19 protein-coding genes are annotated in these 21,636 nt (G+C 49.3%); 11 read left to right on the plus strand and 8 right to left on the minus strand.

Annotation, left to right across the window (positions count from 1 at the left end):
- The first annotated feature begins 464 nt into the window (after positions 1-464).
- Both CX664_RS16440 and CX664_RS16445 read left to right on the plus strand, forming a co-directional pair.
- Positions 465-1,448: an ankyrin repeat domain-containing protein gene (locus CX664_RS16440; protein WP_146000070.1), complete on the plus strand. Its 984-nt coding sequence runs from the start codon at positions 465-467 to the stop codon at positions 1,446-1,448.
- Between the two features lie 175 nt (positions 1,449-1,623).
- On the plus strand, positions 1,624-2,727 hold the full coding sequence (locus tag CX664_RS16445) for an ankyrin repeat domain-containing protein (protein ID WP_101747796.1): 1,104 nt from the start codon (positions 1,624-1,626) through the stop codon (positions 2,725-2,727).
- Between the two features lie 28 nt (positions 2,728-2,755).
- Here the strand turns inward: CX664_RS16445 and CX664_RS16450 are convergent, their stop codons facing one another.
- From CX664_RS16450 to pheS, 4 genes are all read right to left on the minus strand, one after another.
- Complete coding sequence (locus tag CX664_RS16450) at positions 2,756-3,100, minus strand: MerR family transcriptional regulator (protein WP_101747797.1); 345 nt, start codon at positions 3,098-3,100, stop codon at positions 2,756-2,758.
- Entirely contained in the window at positions 3,081-3,392 is a 312-nt protein-coding gene (gene ihfA / locus CX664_RS16455; protein WP_101747798.1) for an integration host factor subunit alpha, read from the minus strand. The genes CX664_RS16450 and ihfA overlap by 20 nt, the downstream gene beginning before the upstream one ends.
- 116 nt (positions 3,393-3,508) lie before the next feature.
- Complete coding sequence (pheT, locus tag CX664_RS16460) at positions 3,509-5,911, minus strand: phenylalanine--tRNA ligase subunit beta (protein WP_101747799.1); 2,403 nt, start codon at positions 5,909-5,911, stop codon at positions 3,509-3,511.
- Positions 5,912-5,980: 69 nt separating this feature from the next.
- A complete protein-coding gene (gene pheS / locus CX664_RS16465; protein WP_101747800.1) occupies positions 5,981-7,009 on the minus strand; it encodes a phenylalanine--tRNA ligase subunit alpha in 1,029 nt (342 codons plus the stop codon).
- Between the two features lie 199 nt (positions 7,010-7,208).
- Between pheS and thiS the strand changes: the two genes are divergently transcribed.
- The 8 genes from thiS (at position 7,209) to CX664_RS16510 (ending at position 16,754) form a co-directional block, all read left to right on the plus strand.
- A complete protein-coding gene (gene thiS, locus CX664_RS16470) occupies positions 7,209-7,409 on the plus strand; it encodes a sulfur carrier protein ThiS (RefSeq protein ID WP_101747801.1) in 201 nt (66 codons plus the stop codon).
- A 253-nt stretch (positions 7,410-7,662) separates the two neighbouring features.
- Complete coding sequence (locus CX664_RS16475; RefSeq protein WP_101747802.1) at positions 7,663-8,442, plus strand: thiazole synthase; 780 nt, start codon at positions 7,663-7,665, stop codon at positions 8,440-8,442.
- A gap of 11 nt (positions 8,443-8,453) precedes the next feature.
- The gene (thiH, locus tag CX664_RS16480) at positions 8,454-9,578 is read left to right on the plus strand and encodes a 2-iminoacetate synthase ThiH (protein ID WP_101747803.1); all 1,125 of its coding nucleotides are present in this window, start codon (positions 8,454-8,456) and stop codon (positions 9,576-9,578) included.
- Between the two features lie 27 nt (positions 9,579-9,605).
- Complete coding sequence (gene smrA / locus CX664_RS16485) at positions 9,606-10,220, plus strand: DNA endonuclease SmrA (protein WP_101747804.1); 615 nt, start codon at positions 9,606-9,608, stop codon at positions 10,218-10,220.
- A gap of 76 nt (positions 10,221-10,296) precedes the next feature.
- Positions 10,297-12,657 carry a hypothetical protein gene (locus tag CX664_RS16495; RefSeq protein WP_146000071.1) on the plus strand — a complete coding sequence of 787 codons (2,361 nt, stop codon included), beginning with the start codon at positions 10,297-10,299 and terminating at the stop codon, positions 12,655-12,657.
- Positions 12,658-12,948: 291 nt separating this feature from the next.
- Positions 12,949-14,373 (plus strand): aspartate ammonia-lyase, encoded by a 1,425-nt coding sequence (aspA, locus tag CX664_RS16500; protein WP_101747814.1) that lies wholly within the window; start codon positions 12,949-12,951, stop codon positions 14,371-14,373.
- A 578-nt stretch (positions 14,374-14,951) separates the two neighbouring features.
- On the plus strand, positions 14,952-15,590 hold the full coding sequence (locus tag CX664_RS16505) for a response regulator transcription factor (protein WP_209277995.1): 639 nt from the start codon (positions 14,952-14,954) through the stop codon (positions 15,588-15,590).
- A 780-nt stretch (positions 15,591-16,370) separates the two neighbouring features.
- On the plus strand, positions 16,371-16,754 hold the full coding sequence (locus CX664_RS16510) for a response regulator (RefSeq protein ID WP_101747808.1): 384 nt from the start codon (positions 16,371-16,373) through the stop codon (positions 16,752-16,754).
- A 99-nt stretch (positions 16,755-16,853) separates the two neighbouring features.
- On the opposite strand, the gene sbcB is transcribed toward CX664_RS16510, so the two are convergent.
- Both sbcB and CX664_RS16520 read right to left on the minus strand, forming a co-directional pair.
- On the minus strand, positions 16,854-18,317 hold the full coding sequence (gene sbcB / locus CX664_RS16515; protein ID WP_101747809.1) for an exodeoxyribonuclease I: 1,464 nt from the start codon (positions 18,315-18,317) through the stop codon (positions 16,854-16,856).
- A gap of 29 nt (positions 18,318-18,346) precedes the next feature.
- Complete coding sequence (locus CX664_RS16520; RefSeq protein WP_101747810.1) at positions 18,347-20,089, minus strand: hypothetical protein; 1,743 nt, start codon at positions 20,087-20,089, stop codon at positions 18,347-18,349.
- Positions 20,090-20,182: 93 nt separating this feature from the next.
- Here CX664_RS16520 and CX664_RS16525 point away from each other — a divergent pair, with 93 nt between their 5' ends.
- On the plus strand, positions 20,183-20,494 hold the full coding sequence (locus CX664_RS16525) for a hypothetical protein (RefSeq protein ID WP_101747811.1): 312 nt from the start codon (positions 20,183-20,185) through the stop codon (positions 20,492-20,494).
- 71 nt (positions 20,495-20,565) lie between these two features.
- Here CX664_RS16525 and CX664_RS16530 read toward each other — a convergent pair whose 3' ends face one another.
- Positions 20,566-21,186 carry a YigZ family protein gene (locus CX664_RS16530; protein ID WP_244910681.1) on the minus strand — a complete coding sequence of 207 codons (621 nt, stop codon included), beginning with the start codon at positions 21,184-21,186 and terminating at the stop codon, positions 20,566-20,568.
- Between the two features lie 51 nt (positions 21,187-21,237).
- Entirely contained in the window at positions 21,238-21,609 is a 372-nt protein-coding gene (locus CX664_RS16535) for a PilZ domain-containing protein (RefSeq protein ID WP_101747812.1), read from the minus strand.
- Positions 21,610-21,636: the final 27 nt, after the last annotated feature.

The following is a 21,636-nucleotide window of genomic DNA, read 5'->3' on the forward strand; positions in this document are numbered from 1 at the left end:
GCTTAAGTTGAGGCGACAACTATGTTGACAAACACCGTTCAAAAGCCATTGAAAATGGTAAGCTTAATGTCCCCCCCTAAGAAGGGAAACACAGCCTCCTACAAGGATAAACCAGTTGCCCTGACACAAGCATTTTACGGTTAAAATGGCAACATACGCAGGTTAAATTGGCGCTTACGATGCAGTGGCGTAGAACCTGTAATTAATACCTCGCAACTGAACTGGCAGATCCGGCCAATGCCATTGTGGCCATTGATCGCTGGAAGGTTGCCTTCAGGTTCGACGCTTCAACCCCGGTGAATGGGTAATGAAAAGTATTTCTTCGGTTTTGGTCAGGAACTTTGTATCGATCAGGTGTTCAAACAACGCAGGCTCATGTCCGAGGTCACTTTGTTATGAATGTCAATTCTCAAATTATACGGCAAGTTCCAGCTTCACCAGTTCAGGAGACGCAACACGAAGGAGTGGAAGCCATACCAGCAAAACAGCCATCCTGCAGTGAGATGGCTAACGTCTTCCCGACGTTGACAGACACAGAAACGCTGGTCGAAAAAGCCAAGGCGGTTGCCAGACAATTAAAAGATCCTGACGGTAAATTAAACGACTGGGAGTTCCCCTGTAATTTAACCCCGTTGCATATTGCCTGTCTTGCTGGTGATATGGAACTGTTAAACATCGCTATTCTGGATGATTTTTGCCGGGAGCACATTGATCAGCAAACATCTGCTGATGTTGATGCTACTGCAAATGGAGCTACTGAAAATAATGAAGCTACTGCCAATGCAGCAACTGCATCACCAGAGGGCAACAACGAAGCTGGTGATCAACGGCCAATTGCCACGAATCACGACACGGCTTTGCATTTTGCCCTGCTGACCGGCTGGGACAAAGGCGCATTAGCGCTTATGGAAGAGCTTGATGTTCAGGATAAACTGAAAAACACGATTAACGACAGAGGCGAAAGCCTGTTCAGTCTGGCGGCAAGTCACAGCAGTCTTGAAGTCGTTCGTGGGCTTTGCAATCATTTCAAGACCAGTGAAAATTATCGAGAGTATCTGTTTCACAAATCAGAACACCAGAGAACCTTGCTTCATTGTGCAGTAGACCAGAATGGTCCGGAAGTTTTCGGCTATCTGCAAGATCAACAAATGTCCGCAACCAGAGAAATGATCGCTGCTTCGCCGAATGATCCGGATAACCAGCTCCGGATGCTCCCGAGAACAACGCGTGCTGATAAAGATAGAAACGGTAATACACCCGATAAACTTGCCGCAATCAAAACTGGTCTGCTTCTTATCCAGCAATTTCATGACAACCCCAAACTTGTCGAGCAAGTACGTTTTAATGACAGCAATCCCCCCTGGCTGGATTACTACTTGCAAGACATTACTGGTTTAATGCAGCCTGTATCCTGGATTTCGCCGTTTAGATCATGCAACCTCGTATGAAGTAACCAGTCACTGCCTGTTCCGAAGTAATTATTTCTGACCAGGCAGAATGGATTGCCATGGCTTTCCGGTTTATCACAGAACATAAGTGATGGGAAATTTTTGGTTGTAGTCAGGAACTTTGTGCCGATCGTGTATTCAAATTACGCAGATACACGTTCGAGGTCACTTTGTTATGGATGTCAATAATTCCCAAATTAATCCGTCTTTTCCGTCTTCAGCAGCCAAGGAGACGCAACTCGAAGCATTGAAGGCCATACCAACAAACGGGGCTTCCTGCGGCGAGGTTGCCAAGGCCTTTACGGAGTTGACAGACATTAAAATGTTGGTCGAAACAGCTCAGGTGGTTGCTGGACTATTAAAAAGTGCTGAAGATGGATTAAACGACTGGGATCTCCCTTGTGATTTAACCCCATTGCACATTGCCTGTCTCGCAGGTGATATGGAACTCTTACAGCTCGCTCTCAAGAATGATGTCTGCCGGAGTCGCATTGATCAACACACGGCGTCTTGTTCTACTACCACTACGTCTTCTACTCCCGATTCCATTACTATCACTACTACTATCTCTGTCACTGCTGCTATCGCTGCTAATGCTGCGCGACTGCAGGACCCTGGCGAGATTAGAAATATCCTGCCAATTGCCATGAACCACGACACGGCTTTGCACTTTGCCCTTTTGACCGGCTGGAATGAAGGGACACTAACCCTTATGGAAGCACTCAGCAAATTGGGTAAACTGGAAAATACCACGAACGACAAACGCAATAGCCTGTTTAGTCTGGCGGCAAGTCACAGCAGTCTTGAAGTAGTACGTGAGCTTTGCAGTCATTTCATGGGGAGTGAAAATTATCGAGCGCATTTATTTCACAAATCAGAAGACCAGAAAACTTTGCTTCATTGTGCTGTGGAGCAGGATGATCATGAAGTTTTCAGATATCTGCAACGGGAGCAAATGGAAACAACCGACAATATAAACAGGGATTTGGCAAGAAAACACGGCTACCGTCACCTGGATTTCCCGGGGAGATTACCGATATCAACACGTGATGATAAAGATAGAGATGGCAACACACCCGAAGAACTTATTGCGTTGAAAATTGGATTGGATCATATCCAGAAATTGAGGGACAATCCCAGGCTCTTAGAGCAAAAACGTTATAATGGCTGTGATAGTCTCTGGGAAGAATATTACTTGCAAGACATCACCTTTCTAATTGATCCAGTATCCTGGATTCCGCTGTGGAAAAAAAAACCACTTAGCTACTTCTTCGGATGAAGTGATTGCCTGTTCCGAATCATTTAGCTCAGGACAAAATATCAACAACTGCTTCTAATTCCGATATTGCCTGCGCTATTTCAGTACGATAATCAAACGTTTGTCGCTTGACCGCATGACGCTTCAACTGCGTGCGAGCTCCATCGATGGTAAAACGCTGATCGTATAAAAGACTGCGGATCTGTCGAACCAGCTGTACGTCCTCAAGACGGTAATAGCGCCGATTACCTCGACGAACCGGTGACAGTTGGGGAAATTCCTGCTCCCAATAGCGCAGCACATGAGACTTAACCAAACAGAGCTCACTGACTTCGCCAATGGTAAAGTAGCGTTTGCCAGGGATAGCTGGCAGATCACTCGTCCTGAGTTCCATGTCCTGCATAGGTTTCCACTCTCGCCTTGAGTTTCTGACCGGGTTTGAAGGTCACCACACGTCGTGGGGTGATCGGGATTTCCTCTCCCGTTTTCGGGTTCCGGCCTGGTCTTTGACGTTTATCGCGCAAATCAAAGTTACCAAAGCCGGACAGTTTCACCGATTGGTTTTTTTCGAGAGACTGGCGAATTTCCTCAAAAAACAGCTCGACCATCTCTTTGGCTTCGCGTTTGTTAAGACCAAGCTCTTCATTCAGTCGCTCGGCCATATCGGCTTTCGTCAGGGCTCCCATGAACCAATCCCCTTTTTTGTTTTTCCCATGGTAATAGCTGTATCGGGTTTTCTGAACGAAAGATAACAGGCTATTACCATGATCTTATTATTCACTCTGAGGCCATTGACTGGCGTTTACTGACGCAGGCTGGCATCGAAGTCCTGTTTCAAGCGGGCAACAACACGGTCAACCAGCTCATTAACCTCGTCATCCTTTAGAGTGCGGGAAGGATGCTGTAAGGTCAAGCCCATCGCCAGACTCTTACAGCCAGCTTCAATGCCCTGACCGGCATAAACATCAAAAGTATTGACCCGGCGCAACAGTTCACCGGCTGCACTGGCAATTACCCGTTCAATGTCGCCAGCAGCAGTGGCGGCGTTAACCACCAGTGCCAGGTCACGGCGAACTTCAGGATACTTCGACAGGGCTGCAAAACGGGTAACTTTGCCTTCCGTCACCGCTTTCAGGCTGAGCTCAACCAGGTAGATCGCAGCGGGCATATCCATCGTCTTTGCCAGCGATGGGTGCAGGGCCCCCATATGACCAATCACTTTGCCATCACGAACAATTTCGGCACACTGGCCAGGATGCATGGCAGCATGCTCGCCCTTGCGGAACACAAACTCATTACCGGCCTGACCCAGGGCAAAGACTGCTTCGAAATCGCCTTTCAGATCAAAGAAGTCAACGGCTTCAGCCTTACCCTGCCAGCTTTCCGGATGACGACTGCCAGTCATCAGGGCAGCCAGCATTGGCTCCTGTTTAAGTTCATCGCCGTCTTTGCCCTTTTCCCTGATAAAGGTCAGGCCTGTTTCAAACAGACGAACCCGGCTTTGCTGACGATTCAGGTTGTAGCCTGCGGTTTTGACCAGTCCTGGCAGCAACGTTGTGCGCATCACGGACAGGTCGCTGGCAATCGGGTTGGACAGCGCAACAGGCTCACGCTGAGGATCAAACAGCCGGTGCAGTTCCGGAGCGATAAAGCTGAAGCACACCGCTTCCTGATAACCACGGGCCGTCAGTACACGACGAATGTCTGATTCCTGAACCCGGGACTCGTCCACCTGTTTCATCTTTAACAGCGCCGTCGGCGTGCTCTCAGGCAGATTGTTGTAGCCGTAAATTCGGCCAAGCTCTTCCACCAGATCTTCTTCGATGGCAATATCAAAGCGCCAGCTGGGGACAGACACCGTCCAGCATGCCTGGCCATCGGTCTCTTCAACAAGCGTTAAGCCCAGACCCAGGCGCGACAGCAAAGCTTCAATATGGCGGTTTTCAATGGCCATCCCGAGCAGTGACGTCACTTTTTCAGAACGCAGGGTGACTTCACGCAGAGCAGGCAGGTGGGCTTCGCTGGCCACTTCCGTTACCGGGCCCGGCTCACCGCCACAAATCTCAACGATCAGGGCAGTGGCACGTTCAACCGCCTTGTTCTGCAGCTGGAAATCCACACCCCGTTCAAAGCGGTGGGAAGAGTCCGTGTGCAGGCCGTAGGAACGGGCCTTGCCGGCAATGGTAATCGGATCAAAGAATGCGCTTTCCAGGAAGATATGACGGGTCTGGTCACTGACGCCGGAACCTTCTCCCCCCATCACCCCGGCAATCGCCAGAGCCTTCTGCTCATCAGCAATGACCAGTGTGTTGTCGTTCAGTGTGACTTCCTGACCATCCAGCAGGGTCAGCTTCTCGCCAGACTCCGCCATGCGCACATGAATACTGCCAGAGAGCGTATCCAGGTCAAAGCCGTGCATAGGCTGACCCAGTTCCAGCATAACGTAGTTGGTGACATCCACCACCGGGTCAATGGAACGAACACCGGAGCGACGCAGATGCTCGGTCAGCCACAATGGCGCAGAACGGGCAACGTCCACGTTACGAATAACCCGGCCAACATAGCGCGGGCAGCCCTGTGGAGCATCAATATGAACCGGGAAGGTATCATCAATGGCGGGTGCCACTTCCGCTATCTGCTCTTCTGTCACATCCGCCAGAAAGTTTGCGCTGACTTCACGGGCCAGACCGGCGATGCTCAGACAGTCACCCCGGTTAGGGGTGAGGTCCACATCGATGATCTTGTCGTCCAGAGACAGGTATTCACGAATATTCTGGCCAACCGGGGCATCCGCAGGCAGCTCCATCAAACCATCGGAAGACTCTGCCATGCCGAGCTCTTCTTCGGCACAGAGCATGCCGAAGGATTCAACACCGCGCAATTTGGCTTTTTTGATTTTGAAGTTACCGGGCAATACGGCACCCACAGTGGCAAAGGGAACCTTGATACCCACCCGGGCATTAGGGGCACCACACACCACCTGGCAAGACTCACTGCCGGTACTGACCTGAGTCACCCGCAGCTTATCAGCGTCCGGGTGCTGCTCACAGGCAACAATTTCACCAATAACGACACCGGTAAACTCACCGGCAACCGCTTCAACCTCGTCAACCTCCAAACCAGCCATGGTGATTTTGTCCACCAGCGCCTGGGTATCGACCTCAATATTGACCCACTGCCGCAACCACTTTTCACTGAATTTCATGCTATTTACTCAATCCTGCTAAAACCGTCTGTTCTTAAACGTTTGAAAATGACGCTGTCCCAACCGCTCCTAACGGAACTGATCCAGGAAGCGCAAGTCGTTCTCAAAGAACTGGCGCAGGTCATTGACGCCATAACGCAGCATGGCAAAACGCTCAACCCCCATACCAAAGGCAAAACCGGTGTACTTTTCAGGATCGATCCCGGAGTAGCGGAACACGTCCGGATGCACCATGCCGCAGCCCAGGACTTCCAGCCATTTGATCGAGCCATCGTCGTTACGGCCCCACTCAATATCCACCTCGGCGGAAGGCTCAGTGAACGGGAAGTAGGATGGACGGAAACGAACCTGCAGGTCATCCCGCTCAAAAAAGACTCTCAGGAAGTCAATCAGAACACTTTTCAGGTCTGCAAAGCTGACTTTCTCGGCAACGTACAGACCTTCCACCTGGTGGAACATCGGGCTGTGGGTCTGGTCAGAATCACAGCGATACACCTTACCCGGGCAGACAATGGCAATGGGCGGGTTGTCATTATTTTTGACAAAACGCTCCATCGTACGAACCTGAACCGGTGAGGTATGGGTTCTCAGTACGGTAGTGTCATCAAAATAGAACGTATCGTGCATGGCTCGGGCCGGATGGTGACCGGGAATATTCAGGGCTTCAAAGTTGTGGTAATCATCTTCGATTTCCGGCCCTTGCTCCACGGTAAAGCCGATGCGACCGAAATAGTCGGTAATCCGTTCCATGGTACGGGTAATCGGGTGAACAGTACCTGGCACCTGACCACGCCCGGCCAGGGATACATCAATGGCCTCGCTGGCCAGTCGGGTATCCAGGGCCTGCTGATCCAGCAACACTTTCTTCTGGTTGATTGCGTCCTGAACCTGCTGCTTACCCTTGTTAATCAGCCCACCTGCTTTTGGTCGCTCCTCAGGGGAGAGCTGGCCAAGGGCCTTGAGCAAAGAGGTCAGCTCGCCTTTCTTACCAAGGAACTGAACGCGGATCTCGTCCAGACCTGAGGCGTCAGCAACGGCTGCAACGGCACTGAGTGCGCTGGCCACCAGCGTATCAAGCGTGTTATCCAGATTCTCCATGGGGTTTCCAAAACAGATGAGCTACAGAAAATAAACGTTCAATTCTAACGGCTGAACCCTGCCTTGGGTAGAGTTGTCACCGCCAATAATGAAGAGTATTTGTCTTTGTGCCTCAACCCGGCTGTGCAGATCATTTGTCAAACACCCCCCGGATTCTTTAGAATCTTGCCAACTAAAAAGGACTGGCACCCAATTGACCATGCAGATCACGGTAAACCATCAGCCGATGGCAGTGGAGCCCCCTATCAGCGTTGAGGCCCTGTTACAGCAACTGAACCACCTGGAAAAAGGCGTAGCCCTGGCGGTCAATAGTAAAATCATCAGCCGCTCCCGGTGGGCATCTTATCTGCTGAGTGACGGGGATAACATTACCCTGATAAAAGCAACGGCAGGAGGCTAAGGAATTACCATGAATAACTTCCTTTTTGCCACGGAGGCACGGAGGCACGGAGGCACGGAGAAAAGAAAAAATCTTTTCCTCTGTGCCTTCCGTGCCTCCGTGGCAAATCCGTGCCTTCGTGCCTCCGTGGCAAGGTTTTTCTTTAACTGGATACGATATGGAAGTTATTTCAGGACAGTTCCTAAACCTCAATTGTTTTAGTGTAAATTTGAACAGACATAAACTGAAGCTCATTAAATAACGTAAGGCTGGCATGCTGGAAATTGCGGATAAAACCTTTTCTTCACGACTGTTTACCGGAACCGGAAAGTTCAGTAACAGCCAATTGATGACCGATGCCATCATTGCCTCCGGCAGTGAACTGGTCACTATGGCGTTGAAGCGGGTTGACCTGAATGAGCAGCAGGATAATATCCTCGGGCCTCTTCTGAGCCGACAGCTTGAGTACAACCTGAACCTGCTGCCAAACACCTCAGGGGCCCGCACTGCGGATGAAGCCATTTACGCAGCCCAGCTGGCCAGAGAAGCCCTCGGCACCCATTTCGTCAAAGTCGAAATTCATCCAGACCCCAAATACCTTCTGCCAGACCCCATTGAAACCCTGAAAGCCTGCGAAACCTTAAGTGCCATGGGTTTTGCCGTCATGCCTTATATCCATGCAGATCCGGTTCTCTGCAAACGCCTGGAGGAAGTGGGTGTTGCCGCCGTTATGCCCCTGGGCTCCCCCATTGGCAGCAACCTGGGTCTGAAGACCAAAGAGTTTATCCAGATCATTATTGAACAAAGCTCGGTACCGGTGGTGATTGATGCGGGCATAGGCAGCCCTTCCGACGCGGCCCTGGCCATGGAGATGGGGGCTGATGCCGTGCTGGTTAATTCCGCCATTGCCGTGGCCCGTGATCCGGTACAAATGGCCATCGCCTTTAAAGATGCCGTTATCGCCGGACGCAGGGCTTACCAGGCCGGTCTTGGTGGGCGCTCGTTACAGGCCCAGGCCAGCAGCCCGTTAACGGCCTTTCTGGATGACCTTTAGGAGAGGACCTGATGACCTTTCTTGACCACTTTAATCAGCTTCAGTGGGATGAACTGAAAATGACCATCCACAGCCAGACCGCTGCGGATGTAGAGAACGCCCTGCACAGCACCAGACTGAACCATCAGCAGTTTCTGGCACTGATATCCCCGGCAGCAGAGCCCTACCTGGAAGCCATGGCGCAAAAAAGCAGGCAGCTGACCCGACAACGGTTCGGCAATACTCTGCAGCTCTTTATTCCCCTCTATCTTTCCAACAAGTGCACCAATATCTGCACTTACTGCGGTTTCAGTCTCGGTAACAAAATTCGTCGAAAAACCCTGAAGATGGACGAGTTGGACCGGGAAGTGGCAGCGATCAAAAAGATGGGATTCGATCACATCCTGCTGGTAACTGGCGAAGCCCCGGGGACGGTGGGGGTCAGCTACATCAAATCGGTGATTGAGCGGCTGCGGCCTCACTTCGCCCATATCAGTATTGAGGTCCAGCCTCTGGATCAGGAAGATTACCAATCCCTGATGGCAGCTGGCCTTGATGCGGTGCTGGTTTACCAGGAAACCTATCACCGGTCTGCCTATGAGCAATACCATCTCCGGGGCAGCAAAATGAATTTCAACTACCGCCTGGAAACCGCTGACCGGCTGGGACGCGCAGGCATTGATAAAATCGGTGTTGGTGCCTTGATTGGCCTGGAAGACTGGCGAACCGACTCGGCCATGGTGGCGGCCCACCTGGATTACCTGGAAAAGACCTACTGGCGCACCCGCTACTCCATTTCCTTCCCCCGATTGCGCCCCTGTGAAGGTGATTTTCAGCCGGTATCGGTGATCTCTGACCGACAGCTGGTTCAGCTGATCTGTGCTTACCGCCTGTTCAAACCCGAAGCCGAGCTCTCCTTATCCACCCGTGAATCGGCAACGTTCCGGGATAATGTCCTGCCCCTGGGCATCACCACCATGAGCGCCTATTCCAGCACCCACCCCGGCGGCTATGCGGATGACAACATCCTGGGCAATGAAGATCTGGAACAGTTCACCATTGACGACAATCGACGTCCAGAAGCAGTGGCGGATGCCATTCGGGCCAAAGGGCTCGAACCGGTCTGGAAAGACTGGTCCCACTGTTTCAGCCATTAACAGTTTCACTTGGTCAGTTATCCGGCTATGAGCAACTCAGCAAACAATTCATCAGGCAACTCTTCTGACAATGATGACATCTCTGCTTTCCTGAAAGAGATGAAAGGCGTAAACCCGTTAAAAAAGAAAGCAACCGCAGATACCCAGAGAGTTCAGCGGGTCACACCGGGCCAGGAGATTCGCAAGGCCGCTGCGGAAGACACCTTTACCGACCCGAATTTTCTCTCCCTGCTCAACCCGAAGATGGTCAAACCCCATGACTTTCTGGTCTGGAAGCGGGATGGCGTACAGGAAGGCGTGTTCAAAAAACTCCGCTTGGGCAAATATGATATTGAGGCACGCCTTGACCTGCACCACAAAACCGCCCGGGAAGCACGGGAGCAGGTTTTCCAGTTTATCAATGATTGTCGGGAACACGAGCTGCGTACCGTCTTGATAGCCCATGGGCGTGGCGAGAAAAGCACCCCGCCTGCCCTGCTGAAAAGTTACCTGTATAACTGGCTACCCCAGATGGAAGCGGTGCTGGCCTTTCACAGCGCACTGAAAGTCCATGGCGGCTCCGGAGCACTGTACGTGATGATCAGAAAAAGTGAGCGGGAAAAACTGGAAAACCGCGAGCGCCATGCAAAACGGACAAAATAAACCACCTGAAGCGGGCAATTGTTAGACCAAATCCGAGTCTAATCTGAATTCAGAATAGCTCGGAAGGGTGACAGAGATGGATGCCAATCAGTCGGCTTCAGCAACTCAAGGTTCTTCAATTGGTTCACAAATTGAGACTCCCACCACTCAATCAGGACCTCGCTCACGGTATAAGCATCGAAACCTTAATCGACAGAAAAAAGCTTCCGGGAGCACTTCTGCCCGCTGCCTCTCAGAAAGAGAGAAAGTTGCAAAAGCTCTATATGACAGGGGGGCTTCCTCTATGCAGCATATTCCAGACCGGGTACTTAAAAAAGAGTGGCAAGCAGAAGTCGCTCACCTACCCAGAGAATATCAACGACAGCATATTGCCGGGAGGCAAGGATTGAAGCAAATACAAAGACTGGTTCAAGAGAGACGGGAAGATGAACTGGATAAAATTATTGGGACCACAGTGTCTTATAAAGACATTACCGATGGCATTCAAACAATTATAAATAAAAGTGAACAGCATCCGGGAAAACCCGGCATAAACCAGCAACTCCAACAGATTAAAGAACAAACGCCTGTTACTCAATTAAAAGTACTTAAATCAATAGCGCTTGATTTATCAGGTACATTACAAAGAAAAAGCAAGGAGTTCCTGACAAAAACAGACAAGGAAAACTTTCATCACTGGTTTCAGGCAACCATCCGCTGCATGGTGAAAACAGACGCTATTGAGCAGCCTTCTGATAGTAAACTGCCTGTAATTGCTGAAGCAACCCTTCAATTGTTTCAGATAATAATTGACAGACAATTAGCCGACCCCGATCTTGTGCCTTATGTTCTTCTGGCAAAAACATTGGGCAAACTTTACAAACTATCCATTAATCAATCTGTTTCGGGAGAAACAAGAGCCAGACTAACGACGGTCACAGCATCACTATGTGATCGCTTTGAAAACTCTGAAATTGCCCAAACCCCGGCATTTATTAGATTGAGAGAACAATCGCTGGTCATTCACCTGAAATCATTAAATCCTGCCGGAGTTAATATTCCTTCCAGTAAAAGCATAGAGCTTCTTACTGATCTTATTGAAATAGCTCCAACCACAGAAAACACATTTTTATTGATAAAAATCCTTGTAAACTTTTATGGCCTGGTTGATTTTGGAGATGAAGAGCAAGTAAGGCAACAGGTAAAAAAAATCACTGCATCAGATGTTTCCGATGCTCTGATTGCTTACCTTGACGGCAACATAGCAGAAGTTGTCGCGTTAGACAGTCAAAACCCCATGGTTATTTGGCTGAAGGCTATGATTGCCCTTAATCATCAGTTTGACCCTGAAAAATCTGAACGGTTATTAATTGATGCTGCAAGTAACGATGATAGGATGCATTTTGAACTGGCCCGGTTTTACCTTGAGCACTGCCAATCACCTGATCTTGAAAAACTGGCAACCATCAAATCTTTATTAGAGAAATCAGAATCCAGACTCCATGAAGCAGAACGGTCTTTATGGTTGCAATGCTATGCAAAGGTTAATCAACTGATATTCCTGGAAGAAGAAAGCCAAATAACACCCTCAAGTAATAATGCATTGCAGGCCGATCCTCCTGAGAAAAACGACAGGGTTGAGCTAATTGAAGCCAAACCTTCAGCAACATCTGCCATAGAGACGAAACAAGTGCCATTAACCGATCTGTCTTCAGTGATGTCACTGACAGAAGCGCTCATCAATAAATATCAATATCACCAGGATACCACTTCTGGTAATAATGATGCGGTTAAAGAATTTTCAGTTATTGGCTGGAAGGGAAAAAAACTCAACCCTTTTGCAGCAATGAAGCCTGAAAACCGGAATCCTGTCATCAATAAGCTGCTTCGCCATATTCATACCTGTAGAATTTTCAACAATCTCGAAGAGGAAGTCAGATGCTATGACATTCTGAAAAACCAGAAATTCATGTTTATGTTACAGTTCGAACGCCTGCTCGAAGAAGCAACATGGACGCTTCTTCATTGTACTGAAGATCCGCATAGCGGTGGTCTGAGATCAACTCAACAAGAGCGGCTGGATGCTCTGAATTTAGCAAAGCAGATGATGATCCTATGCCTGCAACACACGGTTAAACAAACTGAGATAGTAGACGGTGAACAGCGGGTTAATGACCGTATTGCATCGCTAACTGACTGGCTTGATAACATCAATAACTTTGGCGGCGATAAAGAATTGCAACAGTCTATGAGACACAATATCCGTTGTCGCGCAGGAAGTGGTCTTGGTCATATCTTCCGATTTATTCAGGAGGAAACGGGGAGAAGCGAAATGGCAAATATGGCCTCCCTGTGCTTCGGGGCCAAGACGACATTTGACCCCTGTTATAAACCTGAATGCAAAGGCCCTAAGGAAAATAGAGAACAATACTACCGTCGGGTAACTCTTTACCGATAATCTGAACGTTAAACCACACTCAGCGTTGGAGGCTCTGAGTGTGGCATACCCGTCCTCGTTGCCAGTCACAAGCATAGATACAAAAACTGATCAAAATTGATACAGATCATTCATCTTTTATTTTTTTGATAACTTTTATTTAGTTAGGTAGTACCACTTATTGCTGATAATTATGGAGAGGCACAGACTAAACCCAGCCAGCCTGCTTTTACCAAGCAAAACAGGCTTATCCGATGCAGGCTAATGATTTTCCTCCAGTGCGCAAGTATGGCGCTATCCCAGGCCAAGAAAATGACAGACCTTACCCAATACCGAATTGAACACGATCTGCTCGGTGAAGCTCCGGTTCCGGAAAATGTTTACTATGGCATCCAGACCCAGCGTGCCATTGAAAACTTCCAGATCAGCGGTGTTCAGCTGAACCACTATGCCAACCTGCCACGGGCCCTGGCTATGGTCAAGAAAGCCTGTGCACTGGCGAACCGTGATCTGGGCATGCTGGACCAGCAGAAAGCAGAAGCCATTGCTGATGCCTGTGATGAGATCATCGAAGGCCGTCTGCACGATCAGTTTGTTGTTGACATGATTCAGGGCGGTGCGGGTACTTCCACCAACATGAACGCCAACGAAGTCATCTGTAACCGTGCCCTGGAACTGATGGGACACCGTCGTGGTGAATACCAGTATCTGCACCCGAACACCCACGTCAACATGGCACAGTCTACCAACGACGTATACCCGACAGCGATGCGTCTGGCCATGGTGCTCAAGCACAAGTCACTGCTGGTTGCCATCAAGACCCTGAAAAATGCCCTGGACGTCAAAGCCAACGAGTTCAAAGACATTCTGAAGATGGGCCGTACCCAGTTGCAGGACGCGGTTCCTATGACCCTGGGTCAGGAATTCCGTGCCTTCAGCACCACCATCGGTGAAGACATTCAGCGTATCGGTGAAATGGCCTCGCTGCTGCGTGAAGTGAACCTGGGTGGTACGGCGATCGGTACCGGCATCACGGCTGACAGCCGTTATGCGCCACTGGCCATCAAATACCTGAGTGAAATCTCTGGTCAGGAAATGATTCTGGCTGGCGACCTGGTGGAAGCCACTTCTGATATGGGCGCATTCGTTATTTTCTCCAGCGCTCTGAAACGTCTGGCGGTTAAGCTGTCCAAAATCAGCAATGACCTGCGTCTGCTCTCCAGTGGCCCGCTGTGTGGCTTTAACGAGATCAACCTGCCAGAAATGCAGCCTGGTTCGTCGATCATGCCTGGCAAAGTGAACCCTGTTATTCCGGAAGCCATGAACCAGATCGCGTTCCACGTTATTGGTAACGACATGGTCGTAACCCTGGCTTCTGAGGCTGCACAGCTGCAGCTGAACTACGCTGAGCCAGTATTGGTTTACAAGATTCTTGAGTCTATCCAGCAGTTGTCTGCCGGCATGAACATGCTGACCGAGAAGTGCATCAAGGGCATTACCGCCAACCGTGACGTGTGCCAGAGCTACGTAGACAACAGTGTTGGTCTGGTTACCGCACTGAACCCATACCTGGGCTACGAAAACTCCAGCCGCATCGCCAAGACTGCCCTGAAAAGTGGCCGTCGTGTAGTTGATCTGGTGCTGGAAGAAGGCCTGCTGACCGAAGATCAGCTAAAAGAGATCCTGAAACCGGAAAACATGATTGCGCCGCTGAATCTGAGCCAGTCAGCTCACTGATGGTTTACCACTGACTTCAGATGGAAGGCCTGTAGTAGAAGCACAGGCCTTTTGCTTCAATACACCCCACCTACGCACAAATCCACAACCCGAGCAGTATTATCCCTGATAACAATACAGGAAACATCATCTAATATAATGTGCCTTACTCAGATTGATGTTTGTTTGCGTTACATAACCTGTAAATTTACGCAGTCAACGGAAATACTGGTACGAAACCAGAAGAAATTGATGCCTGCGGGAAGTATTACTCTGCATAAACTGCGAAAATAACGACTGATCTTCAAAAAGAGTTCCAGTGTAAGCCGGAGTTGTTTTTTATTTGCCCTGATAAAGCAACAGCATCACACTCTGCTAAACTCTTTGCCGAGAGACGCTAAAACACAGAGCGAATTCCACGACTTTTAAGCAATCTTTTTCAACCTGTGTGACTTCCGGCCAACCTTCCGGTTAACGCAGTTGATGCTCAAAGAGCGTTAATTATGGCTTTCCCGCATCACTTCTTTCCAGCCTGATGGCAAAAACACCGAATTATACGGCAAACTTCTCACAGTGGAGTCATTATGCAGCAACAGGACATGAAGCAAGAACCAACCGTATTTATCATCGATGATGACGAGGCTGTGCGTGACTCGCTGAAAATGTTGATGAGGTCAGTAGGTCAGACTGTCGAAGCCTTCTCTTCACCTGCTGAGTTCCTTGAAGTTTACGATGAAAACCGGCCTGGCTGTATTGTGCTGGACATCCGCATGCCCGGCATGAGCGGACTTGAGCTGCAGAGCAAGCTCAACGAGATGCACTGCATTCTGCCCATCATCTTCATCACGGGTCATGGTGATGTGCCTATGGCGGTTCAGGCCATCAAAGATGGCGCAATGAACTTTATCCAGAAACCTTTCCGCGACCAGGAACTGCTGGACCTGATCAACGATGCCCTGAAACTGGATACGCAGCAGAGAAGGGAACTGCTGGAGCACAAGGAAATTCTCCGCAGGCTGTCAACCCTGACTGATCGTGAGCGTGAAGTACTGCACCATGTGGTTGAGGGTAAAGCCAACAAGGTCATCGCTGCGGATATCAATCTGAGTCAGCGCACGGTGGAAATCCATCGCTCCCGCGTTATGGAAAAGATGGGCACCAAATCCCTTGCTCACCTGGTGCGTCAGGTCATGCAGGTAAAAGAACATCTGGACGGCGAATTTAACTTCAAAATCTGAGCTGCACCGGCCTGCTCCGTATACCTCACCCTATGAAGTTGCGGAGCCACTTCTGCTTAAGCTAGATCCACTTTCCCGGATTGGTTAAACAGCCAGCTTGAAACACCTGTATAAAGCTTCGATACCATTAGCTAATGGAATGAAAAGCAATTCGTTTGCTGCTAAATTGGAATTACCCCGAAGCCATTACGGGATTGACCAAATAACGACCCATTATAATTTCCGTTTAATTCTAAAAAAAATGATCTAAACGAATAATATAATAATTGAACGAACGAACAGTTATACGCTTAGGTACTCGCCGAATCACGTCAAGTACATCCCTCCATTCAGGATTAAGCCAGCTAAACCTAAACTGAAGTCGCACCATTAGACAATGGCAAGAAGAGACGGTGAAATACTTTCTAAACAAGTTCGGTTTAATTTGAATCAGAGGGTATTTCATATTTTAAAGGTTGCTTCTTGAGCTGCTGTTAACGGCGGAACAGCCTGCATGCGCCTGGGAGCCTGTCCGAGAATAGCGCCCGTTGCGAGGATGGCAGAAAATTGAGGATAAAAATTTCGTTTTGTGAAGTGAATAGCGGGGCTATATGTCGAACAAAACGGAATTTTTAGACCAATTTGCTGCCACCGCAGTAGGGCAGTCTATTCTCGGTCAGCCTCCTGGCATGCCAATCCTGTCCGCACGTTATCGATCAGCAGCAGCTTTTTTGCTTACAGCTGTTCCATTGCAACACGCATTGCAAACGACAGGTTACTTATTACCGCCAGGCTGCCTTTATGAACCTCGCAACCCACTGCTCAGTCTACTTATTGGAACAGGATTCCGGCACTGCCGAGACTATTCGCAGCCTGTGCCATGAAAAATCCATGGAGCTTATCTGCTTCAGCTCGCATTTTGAACTGTTAAATGCACTTAAGGCCGATCAGCCATCCTGTATCATTGCAGCCAATGACCAGCCTGATGGCCAGGCCCTGAACCTGATGCAGGACCTGGCCAGTAGCGACCACCAGGTTCCGGTTATCATCCTTGGTCATCATAATGATGTGTCCAGCGCTGTTGCAGCCATTAAAGCGGGCGCTGTCGATTACATTGAAAAACCCACCATCTACGGCCGACTGGCAGAACAACTGAACCTGGTCGTCAAACATTCATTCCAATAAGCTTAAGCACATAAAACCCTATGTGCTTGCAGGCTGCTTTATTGGGATGGGCACGCTTTTCGTAAACAGTCTTTAACCGGTTACGCACTTGATAGCGGATTAATAAAAGTCCTGATTGACCAGAGTGTTCTCACGCCCCTGCACATAATCAGACAATTGTGCCAGTATATGCTGTTTTTCCAAATCTTCCCCAGCCACCGCCTGAGCCTCTCTCAATTCGTTCCAGAAATGATCAAGCGTTAATAGTTGTTTATTGTCCGGATGTAGCTCCCCAGACAATCGGTCCCGACAATATTGCTGCCAAAGCCCCCGGTCTTCTTTATCCATGGTTTCAAAATAGTGTCGGCCACGATAACGAAACAGCATCTCTTCCAGTCGTTTATCGGAAAACGAAAGACCAAGTTCAGGTAACTGCGCAGGGTTGGATGAAACAATCCGGCTCATTTCGTTTTTGTCTGCCGGTGAGAAGAAACCACCCGAATAAATCATTTGATCAGGATCCGTGTGCTTTATCGCTGGTGACTCTGAAAACACCGCCTTGAGTTTTGTGGCCAGCCCGTTGTCCGCCAGCAACTGGCCCCGGTGTGCTTCACACCTGGCAAGGTCCAATTCAAGACGATCCTGGTCTTCAGCCCTGAGAACATTCAGGGGAGCAACCGCCGGGCATTTATTAATATGAATGGTCTTTAATGGAATTCGTGCTTCCCCATCGCCTAATTGATCAACGGGTGTAAACAGCCTTCGCCGTATTTCATCCACCGACAAATTCAACAAAGGTGCCGGATCCACCGACAGATCATAAACGACAATACCATTACGGTTTACCGGATGATCAATCAGCGGCAGCACCACAGCCAGGTTATTACGCCGTGCTCCAAACATGCCGGAGACATGCACCACCATCTGCTGGCTGACCAGATTTAACAACCCGGCCACTTCACGTTTACCACGATGGGACAGATAAAACTGGAACACCCTGGGCTGCCGTTGGCGAATCAACCTTGCCAGCGCAATAGTGGCACGGACATCACTCAGGGCATCATGAGCTGCACCGTGATCCAGACCATTCGCCGCAGTAATCTCCTCCAGCCTGAAGCTTTTGCAACCATCCTCACGCAACGGCCACTCAATACCCTCAGGTCTCAAAGCCGCAGTCAATCGGACCAGATCGATCAAATCCCAGCGACTGTTGCCGTTTTGCCACTCCCGAGCATAAGGGTCATAAAAATTCCGGTAGAGGATGTTCCGGGTTACCTCATCATCAAAGCGAATAGTGTTATAGCCCAGAGCACAAGTGCCTGGCACAATAAACTCGGTATGAATACGACGAATAAATTCCGGCTCCACTGTCCCCTGCTCGTTCACTTTTTGTGGTGTCAAGCCGGTTACCAGACAGGAAATGGGGTTCGGCAGATGGTCTTCCGGCAACTTACAGAAAATATTCAGCGGCTCTCCCACCTCATTCAACTCTGCGTCCGTCCGGATACCTGCAAACTGGGCTGGCCAGTCAAGGGCAGGATCGATACCGAAAGTTTCGTAGTCATGGAAATAAAATGACTGCATGTTAGCCCCTTTCATCATTATTCATAAAATCAGACACAACCGATCCCAACAGAGTTCAGGCTCTCTTTAAACTTCTTCTCTTTGCTTTTGGGAATCACGATCTGCTGCTTACCCAGCCGCTGACACCACTTGGACAGCACTTTATCGTTGATTATAAACTCGACAATGTCCTGAGTTTTGCAGTTCACGATCAGCGCTTCTTCTTTTATCTCCACGCCCCCGACATTGGCCGCCGCCTGTTTGAGGATACTCTCACAATATTCCGGTAAAAAGGGCTGATCATCCCGGGCCTGAAGGAAGGCCTTTAACTCATCGACACTACCGCCAATTTGCAGCGTTTCCATCATCCTTTTACGGGATAGCTTCCAGGTATTTTCCTTATGATGATCAGCGTACAGTGACAGGAAGCGCTGCTCCCAAGGCGTCGGCTCACGGTCAAAAGCAATGCGCCCTTGTCGTTGAATGGTCAGAGGTGTTTCAGTTGACTCCTTATGGTCTGCCTTATAATGGTCAGTCAGACCCAGTGCATACTGACCCAAAGGCGTCAGGCGGAAATATCGCAGACCATCGTAGCGGCTGAGGCACTCCATATCGCCGTATTGATCATCAAAGCTCTCATCGTCATCAGGGGGAGCCATTACCACATCCACCAGCCCCAGGGTTGCCGCATACTCCAGCAGGAAGCAGCGCAAATAACGGACTTCAAGATAGTCCCAACTCCTGCCATCGAGACATCCATCATCCGGATTGTAGATATAGAGATGGTGCAGTGCTGTTGTCACTTCCAGGTCAGCACCGGTGATGAACATAAAATTGGCAAAATCGGCAAAGGCAATCCAGGCATTGACTTCACACCCCTTCAGGTAAGCAGTAATGACCTCTCTTCTTTTCAGGACATCGGTGAAATAGCGCTTCCCTTTGCCGGTTTGTCCCTTGATGCGATCAATACGACGAAATTCGTCTTCTTTCTTATTATTCAACCATTGAGCCCACATTTCCCTGATGGTGTCAGCCGGGTTGCGATCTGTCTTTTTGGCCGGAATCAGTGTGGTGCCTGACTGTTTGGTAAATTTGCTGTTGCCCAGTAGTCTCAGCCAGCCGTAAGCCAGCATGGACTCGCAACCTTTTGCATCATCACACGGGTCGTCGCCATAGTATTCATGTACGGCGGAAGACACTTTTTTCAGCGTCGCCCCTGAGGCAACCCCTGTTTTCTCACTGACCTTGATTTGCTTATCTTGCAATAACAACTGTATTGAATGCAGCTCACTCAGGGCCAGACGTTCCCGTTCAAACAGAATATGATTGTTGGGCAGAGGCTCTGGCAAGACGACGGTTGTCAGCGTGTCCGGTTCAGGTTTTGCAACCAGCTGCTTTAGGAAAGCCATGACCGGCTCCGGCATTTTTCGAATGTTGTACCAGTCAGAACCCACAGTGAAGAAAAAGACCATGACAGCGTCTGATGGTTCCTGTCGGTAGTACCAACTGCTACTTTGTGGTTTATTCGGGAAGTCACCGTATTTCAGTTTGAAACGACCCCGATCAATCAATCCGCCATAATTGAACAGCGACTCCTGCAATAAGGCCATCTCAAGTTCTGACAGTTTCCCCAGGTATGTTTTCAGGATCGCCTGGTCTGTCAGACCTTCTGCGATTGAGTTAACCAGTTCGGCTTTGAGTTTTTTTTTCGATTTAACGCCAAAATAGGTCAGATACTTGCTTTTCAGGCTGTCGACCGTGTCGTTGCTGATAGCTCGTTTAAGTTCAGACATAAAATTCGATACACGTTTAAGAAAGGTTGGGTAACCGTAAGGCGGAATATTACAGCAGATACTCAGTGTAGCAAGATCAGGTAAAGTGTACTGGTGTTTACCAATACAAAAACACTCTCGCTCAACAATAACGTGGCCGATATCAAGTTTGAGAAGGGAAGAGGAGAGAAGACAATGAAAAAGGGAGATATGCGCCACGGTACTTTTGCCCCGGCTTTCAAGGGAAATTACCCGCTGTGCCTGCAGGCGATTGCAGGACAGAGAATCCAGTGGCAATACATGGGAGAAAGCACCATGCCCCCACTTGGCACCGGACTGTTTATGGCCATGAACGACAACAAACTTCTACAGGAACAGAAGCACTGGGTCCTGGAAAATGCCATTGAGTTTGATAACCATCATTAGCGGGAGCCTTCACTCCCGTTGTTGTCTTACAGAGCTTATGCTTAAAACATACGCTCATAAGACAGAAAGATTCAGATATCATCCTGCCACTGAATAATAATCTGGCCCCGGCTGACATCGTACAAATGTCGGGTAAGGTCCTCTCTTCCGGTTTCTGGCATTGAGATCATCATCCTGACTGACTGACCATAGTCACACTGTTCAAGACTCGCGTGAAACTGGCCAAGGTGGTGACGAACCATCTGCTCATGGGCATAGTCACAGAGAAGTACACCCGCTCTTAGTGCAACCCGCTGCTCAAGCGGCAATTGTTCACAGGCCTGCTGAACAGACGCACTGTAAGCCCTGACCAGCCCACCAGCTCCCAGTTTCACGCCACCAAAGTAACGCACCACCACAGCCACAACATCTCCAATACGCTTATGCTGAAGTACATTCAACATCGGGCGACCAGCAGTACCAGAAGGCTCGCCATCGTCGTCAAACCCAACCACAGCACCGCCATCCGGTGCTCCTGCAACGAAGGCTGAACAGTGATGCGTGGCATCCGGGTATTCGATACGCTTTTCTTCGACAAAAGCCTGGGCTTCCTGGCGAGAGTGGGCCGGAGAAATGCAGGTAATAAATCGGCTTTTTTTGACTTCGGTTTCAACCGTTATAACTTGGGCAGGGACAACGTAATCAGCAGACATGACGACCTGAGACAGCAATCGATCGGTAACGTAAGATTCTACCTGTAAACGTCAGTCTGTGACTTCGTCAAAGGTAAAATAACTTTTCAATGTTTCAACCAGATCGATAATATCATGACCCGCATTGACAATACTGTAGCCAGAGTCAAAATATTCCGGCCCAACATCAGGCTTGCACCAGTGGCACCGTGAATCAAAATCCAGATACCGCTCCCCCATCTCATCATCGGGAAGAATAATACGCATATTATAAACAGCGCCAATCAACACAGGGACAGAGCTGATCAGCATTAAGCCATTACAACTGATGTTCCCGATACTCCCCATAACTCGCATGGTGTTGCGGTTATAAATTTTCAGATAATCCTGCAACTGATGACGCTTAATCGAGCGGCGTTCCTTGCCACTGGGTGTTAACGACATATATCACGCCTTGTTTGTTTAAATATG

The organism is Endozoicomonas acroporae (assembly GCF_002864045.1).
Taxonomy (GTDB): Bacteria; Pseudomonadota; Gammaproteobacteria; order Pseudomonadales; family Endozoicomonadaceae; genus Endozoicomonas; species Endozoicomonas acroporae.

Coding starts and splice junctions, on each gene's coding strand:
- CX664_RS16505 (WP_209277995.1), top strand. CDS start 14,952: ATGAAGCAAGAACCAACCGTATTTATCATCGATGATGACGAGGCTGTG.
- CX664_RS16530 (WP_244910681.1), bottom strand. CDS start 21,186: ATGTCTGCTGATTACGTTGTCCCTGCCCAAGTTATAACGGTTGAAACC.
- smrA (WP_101747804.1), top strand. CDS start 9,606: ATGAGCAACTCAGCAAACAATTCATCAGGCAACTCTTCTGACAATGAT.
- sbcB (WP_101747809.1), bottom strand. CDS start 18,317: ATGCAGTCATTTTATTTCCATGACTACGAAACTTTCGGTATCGATCCT.
- CX664_RS16520 (WP_101747810.1), bottom strand. CDS start 20,089: ATGTCTGAACTTAAACGAGCTATCAGCAACGACACGGTCGACAGCCTG.
- pheT (WP_101747799.1), bottom strand. CDS start 5,911: ATGAAATTCAGTGAAAAGTGGTTGCGGCAGTGGGTCAATATTGAGGTC.
- CX664_RS16510 (WP_101747808.1), top strand. CDS start 16,371: ATGAACCTCGCAACCCACTGCTCAGTCTACTTATTGGAACAGGATTCC.
- CX664_RS16445 (WP_101747796.1), top strand. CDS start 1,624: ATGGATGTCAATAATTCCCAAATTAATCCGTCTTTTCCGTCTTCAGCA.
- CX664_RS16475 (WP_101747802.1), top strand. CDS start 7,663: ATGCTGGAAATTGCGGATAAAACCTTTTCTTCACGACTGTTTACCGGA.
- aspA (WP_101747814.1), top strand. CDS start 12,949: ATGACAGACCTTACCCAATACCGAATTGAACACGATCTGCTCGGTGAA.
- thiH (WP_101747803.1), top strand. CDS start 8,454: ATGACCTTTCTTGACCACTTTAATCAGCTTCAGTGGGATGAACTGAAA.
- pheS (WP_101747800.1), bottom strand. CDS start 7,009: ATGGAGAATCTGGATAACACGCTTGATACGCTGGTGGCCAGCGCACTC.
- CX664_RS16535 (WP_101747812.1), bottom strand. CDS start 21,609: ATGTCGTTAACACCCAGTGGCAAGGAACGCCGCTCGATTAAGCGTCAT.
- CX664_RS16450 (WP_101747797.1), bottom strand. CDS start 3,100: ATGGAACTCAGGACGAGTGATCTGCCAGCTATCCCTGGCAAACGCTAC.
- thiS (WP_101747801.1), top strand. CDS start 7,209: ATGCAGATCACGGTAAACCATCAGCCGATGGCAGTGGAGCCCCCTATC.
- ihfA (WP_101747798.1), bottom strand. CDS start 3,392: ATGGGAGCCCTGACGAAAGCCGATATGGCCGAGCGACTGAATGAAGAG.
- CX664_RS16495 (WP_146000071.1), top strand. CDS start 10,297: ATGGATGCCAATCAGTCGGCTTCAGCAACTCAAGGTTCTTCAATTGGT.